This is a genomic window from Clostridium sp. CTA-17 (assembly GCF_054767895.1).
Genome location: NZ_BAAABF010000001.1, coordinates 341,990 through 358,043 on the forward strand (window position 1 = coordinate 341,990; position 16,054 = coordinate 358,043).

General features: G+C 27.6%; 16 protein-coding genes. 11 read left to right on the plus strand and 5 right to left on the minus strand.

Going from position 1 to position 16,054, the window contains the following annotated elements; translation table 11 throughout:
- Positions 1-170: 170 nt before the first annotated feature.
- Positions 171-728 carry a GNAT family N-acetyltransferase gene (locus tag ACYUCG_RS01445; protein WP_460267911.1) on the minus strand — a complete coding sequence of 186 codons (558 nt, stop codon included), beginning with the start codon at positions 726-728 and terminating at the stop codon, positions 171-173.
- Positions 729-954: 226 nt separating this feature from the next.
- Between ACYUCG_RS01445 and ACYUCG_RS01450 the strand changes: the two genes are divergently transcribed.
- From ACYUCG_RS01450 to ACYUCG_RS01495, 10 genes are all read left to right on the plus strand, one after another.
- Entirely contained in the window at positions 955-2,127 is a 1,173-nt protein-coding gene (locus ACYUCG_RS01450; RefSeq protein ID WP_460267912.1) for an iron-containing alcohol dehydrogenase, read from the plus strand.
- A gap of 98 nt (positions 2,128-2,225) precedes the next feature.
- Positions 2,226-2,612 carry a hypothetical protein gene (locus ACYUCG_RS01455; protein ID WP_460267913.1) on the plus strand — a complete coding sequence of 129 codons (387 nt, stop codon included), beginning with the start codon at positions 2,226-2,228 and terminating at the stop codon, positions 2,610-2,612.
- A 257-nt stretch (positions 2,613-2,869) separates the two neighbouring features.
- Positions 2,870-3,931, plus strand: a complete 1,062-nt coding sequence (locus ACYUCG_RS01460) for a CdaR family transcriptional regulator (protein ID WP_060795680.1) — start codon at positions 2,870-2,872, stop codon at positions 3,929-3,931.
- Between the two features lie 146 nt (positions 3,932-4,077).
- Entirely contained in the window at positions 4,078-5,337 is a 1,260-nt protein-coding gene (locus ACYUCG_RS01465) for a GntP family permease (RefSeq protein WP_460267914.1), read from the plus strand.
- Between the two features lie 160 nt (positions 5,338-5,497).
- The gene (locus ACYUCG_RS01470) at positions 5,498-6,619 is read left to right on the plus strand and encodes a glycerate kinase (protein ID WP_003465955.1); all 1,122 of its coding nucleotides are present in this window, start codon (positions 5,498-5,500) and stop codon (positions 6,617-6,619) included.
- 401 nt (positions 6,620-7,020) lie between these two features.
- On the plus strand, positions 7,021-8,457 hold the full coding sequence (locus ACYUCG_RS01475; protein ID WP_460267915.1) for a DEAD/DEAH box helicase: 1,437 nt from the start codon (positions 7,021-7,023) through the stop codon (positions 8,455-8,457).
- A 237-nt stretch (positions 8,458-8,694) separates the two neighbouring features.
- Positions 8,695-9,153, plus strand: a complete 459-nt coding sequence (locus ACYUCG_RS01480; RefSeq protein ID WP_003454082.1) for a hypothetical protein — start codon at positions 8,695-8,697, stop codon at positions 9,151-9,153.
- A 189-nt stretch (positions 9,154-9,342) separates the two neighbouring features.
- Positions 9,343-10,719 (plus strand): MATE family efflux transporter, encoded by a 1,377-nt coding sequence (locus ACYUCG_RS01485; protein WP_265884436.1) that lies wholly within the window; start codon positions 9,343-9,345, stop codon positions 10,717-10,719.
- 106 nt (positions 10,720-10,825) lie between these two features.
- Positions 10,826-10,999 (plus strand): small, acid-soluble spore protein, alpha/beta type, encoded by a 174-nt coding sequence (locus ACYUCG_RS01490; RefSeq protein WP_003454088.1) that lies wholly within the window; start codon positions 10,826-10,828, stop codon positions 10,997-10,999.
- A gap of 334 nt (positions 11,000-11,333) precedes the next feature.
- Positions 11,334-11,513, plus strand: a complete 180-nt coding sequence (locus ACYUCG_RS01495; RefSeq protein WP_110034946.1) for a hypothetical protein — start codon at positions 11,334-11,336, stop codon at positions 11,511-11,513.
- A 110-nt stretch (positions 11,514-11,623) separates the two neighbouring features.
- On the opposite strand, the gene alr is transcribed toward ACYUCG_RS01495, so the two are convergent.
- Positions 11,624-12,784, minus strand: coding sequence for an alanine racemase (alr, locus tag ACYUCG_RS01500; RefSeq protein WP_265884742.1), 1,161 nt, complete (start codon positions 12,782-12,784; stop codon positions 11,624-11,626).
- A 541-nt stretch (positions 12,785-13,325) separates the two neighbouring features.
- Here alr and ACYUCG_RS01505 point away from each other — a divergent pair.
- Entirely contained in the window at positions 13,326-13,895 is a 570-nt protein-coding gene (locus ACYUCG_RS01505) for a GNAT family N-acetyltransferase (RefSeq protein WP_283679065.1), read from the plus strand.
- 62 nt (positions 13,896-13,957) lie between these two features.
- Here the strand turns inward: ACYUCG_RS01505 and ACYUCG_RS01510 are convergent, their stop codons facing one another.
- The 3 genes from ACYUCG_RS01510 to ACYUCG_RS01520 all read right to left on the minus strand — a co-directional run bounded on the left by ACYUCG_RS01510 (position 13,958) and on the right by ACYUCG_RS01520 (position 15,910).
- Positions 13,958-15,052, minus strand: a complete 1,095-nt coding sequence (locus tag ACYUCG_RS01510) for a sensor histidine kinase (protein ID WP_242862234.1) — start codon at positions 15,050-15,052, stop codon at positions 13,958-13,960.
- Between the two features lie 170 nt (positions 15,053-15,222).
- Positions 15,223-15,345: a hypothetical protein gene (locus tag ACYUCG_RS01515; RefSeq protein ID WP_257722256.1), complete on the minus strand. Its 123-nt coding sequence runs from the start codon at positions 15,343-15,345 to the stop codon at positions 15,223-15,225.
- A gap of 1 nt (position 15,346) precedes the next feature.
- Complete coding sequence (locus ACYUCG_RS01520) at positions 15,347-15,910, minus strand: accessory gene regulator AgrB (protein ID WP_139933049.1); 564 nt, start codon at positions 15,908-15,910, stop codon at positions 15,347-15,349.
- Positions 15,911-16,054 lie beyond the last annotated feature (144 nt).

Consider the following 16,054-nt stretch of genomic DNA (forward strand, 5'->3'; position numbering starts at 1 on the left):
TATAGAAGATAATACTAACAGACAATAAGGGAATTAAAAGAAACACTTCTTATTACTTAAAGAAATTGGTAAGCATAACTTGCCAAGGGGGAAATTAGGTATAAGGAAAAGGCAACCTTTGAGGGAGGGTTGCCTTTTTTGTTTAATTAAAAAATCATATTATATATTATTTATTTTAAATCTGTTTTTAATATAGCATATTGAGCTATATCACAGAATTGACCTTTATTATCTTTTCCCCCTTTTCTAAGTATACCCTCAAACTTCATACCACATTTTTTCATAACTTGTCCAGAAGCAGGGTTAAGAATATGGTGTATTGCTACTATTCTTGTAAAACCACATTGGAATAAATAAGAAAGAACTTCTTTTAAAGATTCACTTACTATTCCTTTATTCCAATATTTTCTGCTAAGACAATAACCTATGTGAGCTTGTTCTAAATAATTATCAATAAATACTACACCAATACTTCCAATAACCTCATTTGGATTTTTTTTTAAGGTTATTGCCCAGTGATAGTTTTCATCAGACTCATAGTCTTTAATCCAATTATCTAAGCATTCCTTAGTCACATTTAAATTTCCGTGAGGAGTCCAAGATAAATATTTTGTAACTTCAGGGTCGTTTACCCAATTTTTAAACATGTTTTCAGCATCATCATAATAAAAAGGTCTAAGAGTTATTCTTCCCGTTGTAATGCATTTTGTTCCTTTATGATTTATCAAATTAATCACCTCTCATAAGAATAATTTAAATATATTATATACTTAAAAATTTACATTTCAATATTTTCTGATTTTTTACTTTAAACTTATATGGATATACATATTTTAAACATAATTAGAGTTTAAAAATATATTTATAGAATCTTTTACTTAAAATCAAAAGTGATATATAATATTGTAAATGTAATTAATTAAAAATATGGAAAAAAGAGAAAGGGTGAGTTAAATGAATAATTTTACTTTTTATAATCCTACTAAAATTAACTTTGGTAGAGGGGTTGAATCCTCTGTTGGAGAAGAAATTAAAAGCTTAGGAGCTAGTAAAGTACTTTTTCATTATGGTGGAGGAAGTATTAGAAAAAATGGGTTATATGATAGAATTTTAGATTCTTTAAATAAAGCAGGATTACATGTAATAGAACTTGGAGGAGTTAAGCCTAATCCTAGATTAAGTTTAGTTAAAAAGGGAATCGAGCTTTGTAAAAATAGTAAAGTTGACTTTATACTTGCTGTTGGGGGAGGAAGTGTTATTGACTCAGCTAAAGCCATAGCTCTTGGTGTTCCTTATGATGGAGATGTATGGGATTTCTTTACTAAAAATATTAAAATAGAAAAAGCTTTACCATTAGGTACAGTATTAACAATACCAGCGGCAGGAAGTGAATCAAGTTCAGGAACTGTTATAACTAATGAAGATGGATGGTATAAGAGATCAACAGGATCACCACTTTTATATCCTAAATTTTCAATGTTAAATCCAGAACTATGCTTTACTTTACCAGAATATCAAATAGCAGCTGGAAGTGCAGATATTTTAGCACATTTAATGGAAAGATATTTCACAAACACAAAGAATGTTGAACTTATAGATAGATTAATTGAGGGAACAATGAAAACAGTAATAAATAATGTTCCTAAGGTATTAAAAAATAAGGAAGACTATGATAGCTTTGCAGAGGTTATGTGGGCTGGAACAATAGCACATAATAATCTTTTAAGCACAGGAAGAGAAACAGATTGGGCATCACATAATATAGAGCATGAATTAAGTGGAATATATGATGTTACTCACGGAGCAGGATTAGCTGTTATATTCCCAGCTTGGATGAAGTTTGTTTATAAACATGATTTAGATAGATTCAATCAATTTGCTACTAGAGTATTTGATGTTAAAGTTGAAGATAAAACTAAGGAAGAGGTTGCCTTAGAAGGAATTAAGAAACTTGAAGAATTCTTCAAATCAATAAATCTTCCAGTAACTTTAAAAGAGCTAGAAATAGGTGAAGATAGATTAGAAGAAATGGCTAAAAAATGCACAGATAATGATGAGCATACAGTAGGTCATTTTGTAGAATTAAACACAGAGGACATCCTTGAAATATATAAATTAACTTTATAAAATTCTAATACTTCATATAGATTTTTATAAAATAATAAAGATGAAATTTTAATATAGAGCCTTATTCAATAGTATAAATTAAGGGAGTTTTTATCAAAATGAATCATAAAAAGCGTTCAAAAATATTATTGGTATCTGGAATAATAGGGACTATTTATTCATTGCTTTTGATTAGATTTTTTTTAGCATATTTTTCTGTAGGGATTATAAGCGATGTTGATATAGAAAAGGCTGTATCAGCTCTAGCGGTTATTATTGTTATACCACATATGGTTTTATTTGTTTTAGCTACAATATTTAATTGGGTTTCTTATATAAAAAATAAAAGAGGATTTGCTTTAAGTGCAGGAATACTTTATTTAATATCACTTATTGTATTTCCAATGGATTTAATTTTTGTTGTTCCAAGTACGATTTTAAGCTTTATAGGATATTTTAGACTTAAGAAAGTAAATAATAGCAAGCAGGAAAATAACTGTATGTAAAATAGTATGGTATGTATCAAAATAATTTTTTAATAAAACTTATAAGTATATTAAGAGAATTAATAGATTATATCTTTTACAAGTTTTATTATTTAGTTTTGATACATATCCTTTTTATTTTAAGTATTGTAAATGTTTAAATATTTTGCTAGTATCAGTTTATCTAAGCTTATAGAGAATATTGCAAATTGTAATTGTAGGAGGGTTAAAGAGAGGAGGAGCTAAGTGTAAACAGGGCATATACTTAGCGAAATATAATGTTAAATAGGGAGCTGGCTCAAAATATAGTTAATAAAATGATGGAGGTTATTCCTTATAATGTAAACATAATGAATCATAAGGGAGTAATAATAGGTAGTGGTGACTCAAATAGAATAGGAATGATACATAATGGGGCTTTAGAAGCCTTAAGGGTAAAAAAGGTTGTTGAAATATCTAAGGATGGGGATAGGGTGAAATCTGGAGTTAATTCACCTATATTTTTTAGAGAAAAAGCTATAGGGGTTATTGGTATAACAGGAAATCCTAAAAATGTTAGGCAATTTACACAGCTTGTAACTGTTACTGCTGAACTTTTAATAAATCAAGAATACACTTTGAATAAACATATAGTTAAAGAAAGATTGAAAGAAGAGTTTATTTATGAATGGCTTTATTCAAAAGAGGCCTATGACTTAGAATTCATTCAAAGGGGAGCCAATGTAGGTATTGATATATCATTAGATAGAATAATACTTGTATTGGAGTTTCAGAAAGATCAATTTAAGGAAATAATTAAAAAAATAAAAAGGTTCATAAAAGAAGATGAGTACTATATAAATTTAACTTCAAATAGAATAGTTGTAATTTTGTTAGATAATAATTTGCTCTTTAAGAGGTTAAAAGAATTAAAGGAAATTATGAGTGACACAAATTCGAAGATAGGATTAAGCTCAAAACATAAAATTATATCAAAATCTATGAATGAGGCAGTGGAAGCAGTAGATATAGGAAATAAATTATATAAAAATGAGTTCTTTTATGATTATAAAAAAGTAAAGGTTTTTAGTTACTTAGATAATTTTTTAGATGAAGAGGAATGGAAAATTATTAAAAACAAGATATTAGAGGAAAATATGGGAGAAGAATTATTAGAAACCTTTATATCTTATATGAAGCATAGTGGAGAGAGAAAGAAGACAGCAGAATCCTTACATATACATAGGAATACATTGAATTATAGACTAGAGAGAATTGAGGAAATAACAGGCTTAAGTTTTGATAATTATTTAGATTTATTTCAATTTTTGATTGCATATATAGTAAGTCAATTAAAATAAAAAAAGGTTTTCTTTGTGCATTTGCATAAAGAAAACCTTTTTATTTTAGTGATATTAGATAATGATTTTGAATATGAAAACTTATACAATGAAAATCGTCAATATAAATAAGAATAAATGAGTTTAACAAGAAGGAGGAATTTATTGTGAATGTAACAGTTACAGCTTTAGGTGCAGTAATTGCATTAGTTATTGCAATCACTCTTATCATAAAAAAGGTTCATCCAGCATACGGACTTATACTAGGAGCTTTAATAGGTGGACTTGTTGGTGGAGCAGGACTAACAGGAACAGTTAATTTAATGATGGATGGAGCAAAAAATATGATGCCTGCTATCCTTAGAATACTTACAGCAGGGGTACTAGCTGGGGTTTTAATTGAATCAGGAGCGGCAGCCAAGATTGCAGAGACAATAGTTGAGAAGATTGGAGAATCAAGAGCTCTTATAGCCTTAGCAATAGCTACTATGGTTTTAACAATGGTTGGAGTTTTTGTAGACGTTTCAGTAATAACAGTATCTCCAATAGCTTTAGCAATAGCTCACAAATCAGGTTTAAGTAAATCAGCTATATTATTAGCCATGGTTGGTGGAGGTAAGGCAGGAAATATAATGTCTCCAAACCCAAATACTATTGCGGCAGCAGATAATTTAGGAGTTTCATTAACTAATGTTATGATAGCAGGTATAGTACCAGCTATATTTGGAGTTATAATTACATGTATATTAGCAAGTAGAATAAAACAAAAAGGTTCTTTAGTAGAATCTGATGAACATATGAAAGAGTTAACAGATATGCCTGGATTTTTACCAGCGATGGTTGGACCATTAGTAGCAATAATCTTATTAATGTTAAGACCAATAGCAGGCATTGCTATAGATCCATTAATAGCTTTACCAGTAGGTGGTATATGCGGAATATTAGCTATGGGAAAAATTAAGCATATTAACAAATATGCAACATATGGACTAGCTAAGATGAGTGGAGTAGCTATACTTTTAATAGGTACAGGTACTTTAGCAGGAATAATTGCTAACTCAGGATTAAAGGATGTTATTATAAGTGGAATAAATGCTTTAGGATTACCAAGCTTTATGTTAGCACCAGTTTCAGGAATACTTATGTCAGCGGCAACTGCCTCTACTACTTCAGGAACAGCGGTGGCTACATCAGTCTTTGGACCAACAATTGTTCAATTAGGAGTGGCACCACTTGCTACAGCAGCTATGATACATGCTGGGGCTACAGTTTTAGATCACTTACCTCATGGAAGCTTCTTCCACGCTACTGGTGGAAGCGTTTCAATGGATATGAAAGAGAGACTTAAACTTATACCATATGAATCTTTAGTTGGATTAACAATGACAATTGTATCAACTATAATATTTGGAATAATATTAAAATAGTTATTTAATAAATAAAGAAAATTTTTAATAAGGTTTAATTTAAACTTAGTATGAATTTTATTAACTTTTAAGAATTATGATTTAAAAAAGAGTTTTTAGTAAAAGCACAGTGGGTTTTAAAATGAAAAGTTAAGATAAAATCTAGTAGGAGGAAATAAAGATGAAATTTGTATTAGCACCAGATTCATTCAAGGAAAGTATGACTTCAATGGAAGCCTGTAATGCTATGGAAAGAGGAATTAAAAAGGTCTTTAAAGATGCAGAATGCATAAAGGTTCCAATGGCTGACGGTGGAGAGGGAACTGTAGAAGCCTTAGTTCATGCTACCTTTGGAAGAATTGAAAGAGTAAATGTTACTGGACCTTTAGGAAACAAGGTGGAAGCTTTTTATGGAGTTTTAGGTAATGGAAAGACTGCTGTCATAGAAATGGCTAGTGCTTCTGGGATTCAACTTGTTAAGAGAGAAGAAAGAAATCCTTTAATAACAACAACTTTTGGAACTGGAGAGCTTATAAAGGCTGCATTAGATCAAGGAATAAAACATTTAGTTATAGGAATAGGTGGAAGTGCCACTAATGATGGAGGATGTGGAATGCTTCAAGCTTTAGGTGGAAAACTTTTAGACAAGGATGGAAATCAAATAGCCTTTGGTGGAGGAGCATTAAAGGATATAGAAAGTATTGATTTAAGTTCTTTAGATGAAAGATTAAAGGAAGTATCAATAGAAGTAGCTTGTGATGTAACTAATCCATTAGTAGGAGAAAAAGGAGCCTCAGCAGTATTTGGTCCTCAAAAGGGAGCAACTAAAGAGATTGTTAAAGAATTAGATAATAATTTAGCTCATTACGCTTCAGTAATAAAAAAAGACCTAGGAAAAGAAGTTTCACACATAGAAGGTTCTGGTGCTGCTGGAGGATTAGGTGCCGCTTTATTACTATTAGGTGGAGAATTAAAAAGAGGTATAGAGCTTGTAATAAAACATACAGAGTTAGCTGAAAAGGTAAAGGGAGCAGACTTTGTATTCACTGGTGAAGGAAGTATAGATGATCAAACTATATACGGAAAAACACCAATGGGAGTTGCTACTGTAGCTAAGGAGAATGGAGTTTCTACAATTGCTTTTTCAGGAAAAGTTGGAGAGGGAATAGAAGGCCTTTATGAAATAGGTATAAAGAGTATATTTAGTATAATGACTGGAGTTTCAACTTTAGATGAAGCTTTAAAAGAAGGAAGTAGAAATTTAGAATTAACAACTGAAAATGTAGTTAGACTTTTAAAATAAAGTTTATGGTCGTGTATCAAAATAACTTTTTATAAAAATTATAAACTGATATAGACCCATAGAGTGAAAATAAAATTTAATACTTGCTTAAAGATAGATAGTTTAAAGTGAACATAAGCAATAAAAAATATATTGTTTGTGTTCACTTTTTTATTATAAAGAAAATTCTTTATAATAAGATATTTTAAAATATATAAGTTAATAAAGGAGAAAAAATATTATTATATTATTTTCTTTAATCTTAAGAATTTTAACTGTTTCCCTCTTTATGATTTATGGGAAAATGCAATATTATCTTATTTTATTAGGATTTTAAAAATTAAAATTAGTAGAAAAAATGAATATATGGTATAACTATAAGAAGACTAATAAAGTTTTAAAAAAGGAGATAAACATAATATATGAAATTTAATGAATTAAATTTAAGTGAGGATATTATTAAAGCACTTAATAATTTAGGATATAAAAATCCATCAGAGGTTCAGGAAGCTTCTATTCCAAAGTTATTAAAGGGTGAAGATATAATAGTTAAATCTCAAACTGGTAGTGGTAAAACTGCAAGTTTTGGAATACCTGTTTGTGAAAAGATAAATATTGAAGAAAAAAAGGTTCAGTGTCTAGTTTTAACACCAACTAGAGAGTTAGCAATTCAAGTTAAAGATGAACTTTCTAATATAGGAAGAATAAAAAAGGTTAGATGTGCGGCTATATTTGGGAAACAACCTTTTAATGAGCAAATTAGAGAGCTTAAACAAAGAGTACATATAGTAGTAGGAACTCCAGGAAGAGTATTTGATCATATGGAAAGAGGAACTTTAGACTTAAGTGAAGTTAAATATGTAGTCATAGATGAAGCTGATAAAATGCTTTCAATGGGATTTATTGATCAAATAAAGGACATATTAGGAGAATTAAGATTAAACAAAACCACTGCATTATTTTCTGCTACATTTTCTAAGGAAATAGAGGAAATATGTGAAGAGTATATGAGAAATCCTATGCTTTTAGAGGTTAAATCAAAAATATTTAATAGAGATAGAATAGAAGAAAGTGCAATTGAAATAGAGGAGAAAAATAAGGGGAAAGCTTTATGGAAATGCCTTTATGCTTATTATCCAGAGAGTGCTATAGTATTTTGTAATACAAGAAATAAGGTTAAGTCTGTTTATAAAATGCTTAAGGATGAGGGGATAACTTGTAATGAACTTCATGGAGATATGGAGCAAAAGAAGCGTATTGAGGTCATGGAAAACTTTAGAGATAAGCACTTTAAAGTATTAGTTTGTACTGATATAGCTGCTAGAGGAATTCATGTAGATAGTATAGAACTTGTTATAAACTATGAGGTTCCAATGGAAACAGAAAGCTATGTTCATAGAATAGGAAGAACTGGTAGAGCAGGAAGAGAAGGAAAGGCTATTACCTTTGTAAATAATTATGAGAAGAAATATTTAGAGAATGTTGAAGAGTATATTGGCTATGAAATAAGAAAAGCAAGTCTTCCTTCTGATGAAAAAGTTAAAGCTGGAAGAAAAATATTTAAGGAAAGTCAAAAGGTTCAATTAAAAGAGAGTGAAAAACCTAAGAAAGAAGTCCATGGTGATATAGTTAAAATACATGTTAATGGCGGAAAGAAAAAGAAAATAAGAGCCTTTGACATTGTTGGATGTTTTAGTAACTTACCAGGTTTAACAGGGGAAGATATTGGAATAATAGATGTTCAAGATGGTTTCTCTTATGTTGATATATTAAATGGAAAGGGTGATAAAGTTTTAAAAAGCTTTAAGGAAGTTACTATAAAGGGTAAAAAAGTGAAAATACAAAAAGCAAGAAAATAATAAGGTAAAATACATTTAAGGTATATGTTGTATTTAAAGTACATGTAAAAATAATAGTGACTTATAAGTTTTTATTTTGAAAATATTATGATTAATTTAAGTATAAGAGTAGTTATAATATTAAATTATGTTGAAGTATATAATGATTATGTAATATGTGGTAAAATTAAAGTAAGATATAGTAAAATATATCTTACTTTTTTTAAAAGGAAATTTTATTTTTGAGAGGTGGTCTGTATGAAGAAAAAGGTTGCTATCTCTATTACAACTTTAGTAATAATATTTTTAATATCTATAGTATATCTAGGGTTGTACCATAATGACTATGTTGGAGAAAATAAGTCATTAAACAAAGAAGTTATAAGTATTATAGAAGGTGAAGAGGACAAAAAGCTAGACTTAATTTCTTTAAATAAAAATATAGCTTTTGAATGGGATGAAGTTTATTTAATAGCTCCATACCAAGATGTAAGTGATTTTTTTAAGGAGATGAATGCTTACGCACCAGAAAAAACATACACCTCAGAAATAAATGATGTGTACATGCTAGCTTTTACTAAATATTCTGACAAGCTAGGGAAAAACAAACTAATAGAATATACTTATATACCAGGAACTTATATTGATTCTGAAAAATTGAAAGATATGGAAGTTATAAATGGAAATTATTATTATGCAAATGATAATTTAGTTTAGATTTTAAAGCTCTAAGTTTAAAACTTAGGGCTTTTATTTAATTAAGAATTAATTTAAAAATAAAAATATTAATAAAATTGCTTTAATATTCATATATTGTTAAATTTAAACACGTATTATAAGTTAGTACAGAATGCTATAATGTACATTGACTTTTATAAGAATATATTTTCAGTAAGGGGGCTAATTATGATTATAACTAGAGACAAAAGATTTTATAGGTTACTTTTTAGTATTGCTTTGCCAATAGCAGTACAAAATTTAATAACCTTTATGGTAAGTATGGTAGATACTTTGATGGTTGGAGCTTTGGGGGAAATTCAACTATCAGCAGTTTCTATAGCTAATAATTTATTTTTTGTACTTACAATTTTAATGTTTGGACTAGCTGGGGGATCTAATATTATGATTTCTCAGTATTGGGGAAAGGGAAATGTTAAAACAATTCATAAGATTTTGGCCATAATGTATAGGGTGTGTTTGTTAATAACTGGTATTTTCATATTTATAGCATTATTTTTACCAAAATACTTTATGGGAATTTTCACAACTGATAAGGCTGTTATAGATTTTGGAGCAAGTTATTTAAGAATTGTGTGCATAGGATATTTGTTCTATTCCATAACAAACTGTACAATAATGATGCTTCGTTCAGTAAAAACTGTTAGTATATCAATTATAGTTTATACTGCTTCTTTAGTGGTAAATTCAATATTAAACTGGATTTTTATATTTGGAAATTTAGGTGCTCCTGAACTTGGAATAAGAGGAGCTGCCATAGCTACTGTCTGTGCTAGAATAACTGAGTTCTTAATAGTTTTAGTATTTATGTTTATATATGAAAGAAAGATTGGACTTAAGATAGAACATTTATTAAAACTTGATAAAGAGATTTTAAAAGACTATGTTGGACTATGTACTCCTGTTTTATGTAATGAATTACTTTGGGCAATTGGAGCTTCTATGATATCTGTAATAGTCGGTAGAATGGGAACAGAGGTTGTGGCTGCTAATAGTATAAATGGAGTTGCTCATCAATTTGTAACAGTTTTTATATTTGGTATGTCTAATGCAACAGCAGTAATTATAGGAAATACCATAGGAGAAGGTAAAAAAGAAAAAGCAAAGGAATATGCCTATAGTATAGGGATTTTCAGTGTTGTCATGGGTTGTATATCAGGACTTATGATTTTACTTATAAAGCCATTTGTTGTTAATTTCTATAATGTATCTTATTCAACAAAATTAATAGCTATGGAAATAATGACTGTAACTTCAGGAATAATAGTATTTCAATCTCTTGCAAGTAATTTTATGATGGGTGTACTTAGAGGTGGTGGAGATGCTAAGTTTGTCTTGATAAATGATCTTATTTTTATGTGGCTTGTTGCTATTCCAGGTGGATTTTTTGTAGCATTTGTTTTAGAACTTCCAGTTGCATTAGTATTCTTAGTTATAAAATGTGATGAAATATTAAAATCTCTTACCAGTGTATATAGGGTAATTAGTGGAAAATGGGTAAATGATGTAACTAAGGATTATGAATTTGAGGAAGTAAAGTGTTAGTGATTTTTAGGAAATAGTCAACAGTTTTGGAAAGTTGTTTTAAGGATATAAGAGCTGATAAAGTTAAATACTAATTAAGAACTTAATTTGAAAGGAGTGTTTAACTTTGTCTCATAAAAATAATAAAAACAGCAAAGATAATAAAAAGACTAGTCAAAAAACTAAAAAAGAAGTAGAGAAAATGAAAAATGAAACTGCTAATGAAATAGGATACTCTAAGGAATCAAGAAAACTTGGAAAAGATAAAACTAGAAATAACCCATATATGGGACCACAATAATTAAAATTGCAGCAAAATATAATAATGGAGAGCTTTCTTCAAAAGAAGCCATAACTTTAAGAACTGAAAGATAAAATAAAAATTAAATAATTATATTTTTTTATATGAAAAGAAGCTGTATTAAAAAGCTAAGTACAATTAAGTTTAATTTATTTAACTATATTTATACAGCTTCTTTTGTTTTTTATTAGAATTTTATTTTGTAAGGGAGCATATATATAATAGGGGAGGTTTATTTAAACAGAAATTAATTATTTTAAAGATATAATAAAAAGAAAAAATTTGTTTAATAATAGATTTTTAGAAAAATCGGTTTAATTATAGGAGAGGATTTATGGGATATATTATAATTTTATTAAGTCCAATTTTAGGATTAATTTTTTCAGAAATATATGTTTTTTTAACTTCATTTATGCCATGGATGTCTGCAGATGATTTTGTTACATCCACTAGTGTGATGTTTGCTATTTTAGGACTCATAATAGTGTTTAATGATAAGGAAAAAACAAAATAAAAATTAGTGCTAGAAATAATTACGATTAAATTAGGTTAGGGTTTATTTAAATTTTAATGACTAAATTAAGAGAGTGTATTAAAATAAATTTTAATACACTCCTATTTTTATTAAATATAGTTTCTTACCTTAACTATTTCATTATTTTTTTTATATATTCTAGGAACTCTGTGGCTGATCATACAAAGTATTTCGTAGTTTATTGTTCCCATAATTTCAGCCATATCATTAGCATCAAATTTTAATCCATTTTCTTCACCTAAAAGAATTACTTCATCACCAATTTTAACATCTTCTATATGAGTTACATCAACCATACATTGATCCATACAAACTCTTCCTATAACATTAGCAAATTGACCCTTTATTATAACTTTGGCTTTTCCACTAAGAAGTCTTGAATAGCCATCAGCATATCCTATTGGAAGAGTGGCAATTTTACTTTTCTTTTCAGTTTTATAAGTTCTTCCGTAGCTTACATACATATCTTCATCTAACTCTTTAACAAAGGCTACATTAGTTTTTAATGTAAGTGCTGGTTTAAGTTTTAAGTTTTCTTTTTTTACTTCTTCAGATGGATAGTATCCATAAGAAATAATTCCACATCTAACTCCGTCTAAATAAGTTTCTGGTAAATCCATAATAGCCCCACTATTAGAAGCATGTTTTAAAGGAATGTGTATTCCATTGTCTTCTAAAGCTTTATTAAAAGCAGTTAATTTTGAAAATTGTTCATAAGTATAAGTTTTATCTTTTTCATCTGATGTTGAGAAGTGAGTAAATAAGCCTACTACCTCAACTCCAGGTAAAGAGCATATTTCTAAAACTTTATTTAATCCCTCTTCATTTGGAAGGAAACCTATTCTACCCATTCCTGTATCTATTGCAATGTGTATTTTAGCTTTTTTGCCAAGCTTTAAGGCAAAGTCAGATAATTCCTTAGCATATTCCACATCATAAACTGTTTGTTCAATTTCATTATTGATTAAATTTTCAGCAAAATTTATAGGAGTATAGCCTAAAATCATAATAGGTGCAGTTATTCCAGCATCCCTAAGTTCATCAGCCTCTGTGATTATAGCTACTGCCAATCTAGAAGCACCATTTTCTAAAAGAGTGGAAGCTATGTCTAAAGCTCCATGACCATAAGCATTAGCCTTAACAACGGCTATTATTTCCTTTTCACCAACTAGGTTTTTTATTTCTTTCATATTATTTGCTATTATATCTAAATCTATTTCAGCCCATACAGGTCTAACACATATATCCATTTTAAAACACCTCAAATTAATTACAGCTTTTGTGATTTTGATTTAATACTTAAATCATTAAATTAAGAAGTTGTAGCTAAATTATTATGCTCATATAAAGTATTACATATAAATCACCATATTTTTTATTAAAAAACTTAACTACATATACTATTATAAGATATTGTAGCATAAAGTGAAGAACCACCATAATTGTAATTTTTATATGGAGTGGTTTCAATATTAAGAATCTGTCATAATTTTTTATAAGTGAGTTCAATAATATCATAATTAATATCTACAAATTAATATGGATTTCTGTAGATATACAAATACTAAGTTGAAGAGGTATTTACTTAATTAAATTATTATTTTCTTTGGATCAATTAATATCTAGATATAAAGAATGAAAAAAAGTAGTGTAATATTAAAATTATTATAAGTTTAATGATAAAATTAAATATAGAAAGGTATAAGCGATTATTTATAGTCTTATTAATGAGTATCTATAAGTCTAGAAATTAAGTTTCAATAGGTTATATGGTTTATTTGGAGGGATAGAATGTTAGATAAAAGTATAGAATTTTTTAAAATAATTTTAAAGAGAGAAAAGGGAAAAGAATTAAAAAATGAAACTTTACCAGAGGGGTTTAAATTTGTTAAGTTTAAAAAAGGTGATGAAAAAGCTTGGGCAGAAATAGAAAAATCTGTACTGGAATTTGAAAATACTAAAGATGGAGAAGAATATTTTAAAAACAAATATTTACCTTATATAGATGAGTTAGAAAGAAGAACTATATTTATAGAAAATAATAATGGAGAAAAAATTGCTACATTTACAGCTTGGTGGAGATATACAGGGGAAAGAAGATATCCATTTATGGAGTGGGTTGCTGTTAAGCCAGAATATCAAGGGAAAGGATTAGGAAAAGCTCTTATCTCTAAAGGAGTTAAATTGATGGTATCTATTGAAGGGGATTGTGATATGTATATACCAACTCAGACTTGGAGTTATAAAGCAATTAGGTTATACAGATGGGCTGGTTTTGAATTTGAAACTGAAGAAAAGTTTCCAGGTGGAATTAAAAATGAAACCATAGAAGGTATTAAAGTAATAAAAAACTTAATATAATTTTTAGGTATATTATAAAATAAGTGAGAAAAGAAACAGAATATAGAACTCTGTTTCTTTTCTCACTTTATTGTAGGTAAGTATATTGTAAATTCAGTGAATTCATCAGTACTACTTACTTGAATTTTTCCATTATATGATTCTACTAACTCTTTTACTATAGCTAGTCCAAATCCATTATTACTTTCTTTATTTTCCTTTGTTGTAAATCCAGTATCAAATATTTTATTTAATATTTTATCTGGAATTTTAGGACCATTATTTTGAATTTTTAAAACAAAATAACTAAAGCTATAATAAGTACTAATTTTTATTGAACCACAACCATTTAAAACTTCAACAGAATTTCTTAATATATTAGAAACTATGCGTTGAAAATCTAATTCGTTTACATTAGTCTCTAATAAATCAGCATTTTCATCTATCAACACAGTAATATCTTTTAAATTAATAGTATTTACTATCATTGATATAATTGAAGTATCATGAGACATAACAATATTATTAATAATATTATCATTGCCATCAATTATGTTTTTTAATAATTCTCCTAATTTCTCATAGTTTCCCATAAGATGTAATCCATATAAATATGATATTTGAGAACCATAATCATGTTTTAATTTTCTTAAGGAGCTAATATTTTTTTCTAAATTTGAATTTAGTAGCTCAATTTCTTTTGATTTTTTCTCTATGTTAGAAAAATATATTATTATAAATATTATGAATATAAACAATAATATTAATATTATTTCTGTAAATATAGGATTATCCTTTGCGTTAATAATAGCATTAAATGAAACTATAAAGTCTAGTACTATTGTAAGAAGTAACAAGTATATAATTGAGCTATTTCTAGACTTTATAGTTTTGTAAATAGAGTATATAGTTTTCTTCTTATATATAGCTAAAAAGGAAATTATATACTGAGGAAAATACATTATAGTTATGAAAAATATATTACTTTCATTTATTAATGATATACTTTGGGATAAGACATTATATACAAAAGATGAAATTATTAAAGTTATAGCAATAAATGAATAAACCAAGCTAAATCCAATAGCTGCAGCTAAAAAATCTTTTTTATATATTAGTCCTCCAATGATTAACATTACTAAGTGAAGAATTAGTGTTGCAACACTGGAATTTCCCATAAAAAAAGTTGTTAAAGATATCATTGTCCACAAAAGAAATATATAAAATAACATCTTCGACTTTGGTTTTTTGCAATCTTCTTTACTACATAAGTTTATTGTATTTATAAACAATACACATTGTAAAAAAGTGTTTATCGTATCAGCTAAAAATATTGATGTATGCATTTTTATCTAGATTTTTTCATAGATTCAGGCATCTCTTCTAATCCTATAGTAGCAAAAGAAGTAGTTGAAGCGTTGATAGTTAATGTAGTTAATAATGCTAACATTGATAATATTGTTTTTTTCATTTTAAGAATCCTCCCTTTTATACTTATTAAATAATAGTAATGTTTGTATCAATAAAGTCCAAGTTATTGTTTGAGAAACCCATGGAATTTTGAAAAATATTAAGGTTATTAAAAAAAGAATACTTGAGTTTGTAACACTTAATATTTTATTTTTTTTAATTAAATGTTCTTTAGTCAATGGGAATCTACTATCTATTACTGGAGCTTTATTATAAATACTAAAAATACTAAACAAATTTAAAATAACAATGCTAAATAGATTTAGATTGTTAAAAGTAACAAGCATGATTATACTTGTTGTAATAATTAATGTTGCAATAAAACATTTTAATTGGCTATCTTCATGATATCCACCAATAAATGGCTTTATAAAGCACATACTAAGAATTACTATTAAGCTTTCTTTAAAATATCCAAAGATTCCAGCAATTAAAATTACAGAAATACATTTAATAAATTCAAAGGTCAATACAATTACAACATATTGAATTTGCTCTAATAATTCTTTATCCAAGTCAAGATCTTTTGCTAAATATTCTATAGCAGATTTTAAAAATTTTCTCATAAAGGATCACTCTTATCTATTTTTTATAAACATTAAAATAAATGTAATATGATTACATTATAATAAAAAAACAATTGATTTAAATAGGATACTTCCTTTTTTAAAGGTATATTTACAATTTTTTCATAATGTAGCCAATATATA

Excerpts from the sequence above, each read along its gene's own strand:
- ACYUCG_RS01505 (WP_283679065.1), top strand. The coding sequence starts at position 13,326 with ATGTTAGATAAAAGTATAGAATTTTTTAAAATAATTTTAAAGAGAGAA.
- ACYUCG_RS01450 (WP_460267912.1), top strand. The coding sequence starts at position 955 with ATGAATAATTTTACTTTTTATAATCCTACTAAAATTAACTTTGGTAGA.
- ACYUCG_RS01475 (WP_460267915.1), top strand. The coding sequence starts at position 7,021 with ATGAAATTTAATGAATTAAATTTAAGTGAGGATATTATTAAAGCACTT.
- ACYUCG_RS01495 (WP_110034946.1), top strand. The coding sequence starts at position 11,334 with ATGGGATATATTATAATTTTATTAAGTCCAATTTTAGGATTAATTTTT.
- ACYUCG_RS01460 (WP_060795680.1), top strand. The coding sequence starts at position 2,870 with ATGTTAAATAGGGAGCTGGCTCAAAATATAGTTAATAAAATGATGGAG.
- ACYUCG_RS01480 (WP_003454082.1), top strand. The coding sequence starts at position 8,695 with ATGAAGAAAAAGGTTGCTATCTCTATTACAACTTTAGTAATAATATTT.
- ACYUCG_RS01470 (WP_003465955.1), top strand. The coding sequence starts at position 5,498 with ATGAAATTTGTATTAGCACCAGATTCATTCAAGGAAAGTATGACTTCA.
- ACYUCG_RS01455 (WP_460267913.1), top strand. The coding sequence starts at position 2,226 with ATGAATCATAAAAAGCGTTCAAAAATATTATTGGTATCTGGAATAATA.
- ACYUCG_RS01485 (WP_265884436.1), top strand. The coding sequence starts at position 9,343 with ATGATTATAACTAGAGACAAAAGATTTTATAGGTTACTTTTTAGTATT.
- ACYUCG_RS01520 (WP_139933049.1), bottom strand. The coding sequence starts at position 15,910 with ATGAGAAAATTTTTAAAATCTGCTATAGAATATTTAGCAAAAGATCTT.
- ACYUCG_RS01515 (WP_257722256.1), bottom strand. The coding sequence starts at position 15,345 with ATGAAAAAAACAATATTATCAATGTTAGCATTATTAACTACATTAACT.
- alr (WP_265884742.1), bottom strand. The coding sequence starts at position 12,784 with ATGGATATATGTGTTAGACCTGTATGGGCTGAAATAGATTTAGATATA.
- ACYUCG_RS01510 (WP_242862234.1), bottom strand. The coding sequence starts at position 15,052 with ATGGGAAATTCCAGTGTTGCAACACTAATTCTTCACTTAGTAATGTTA.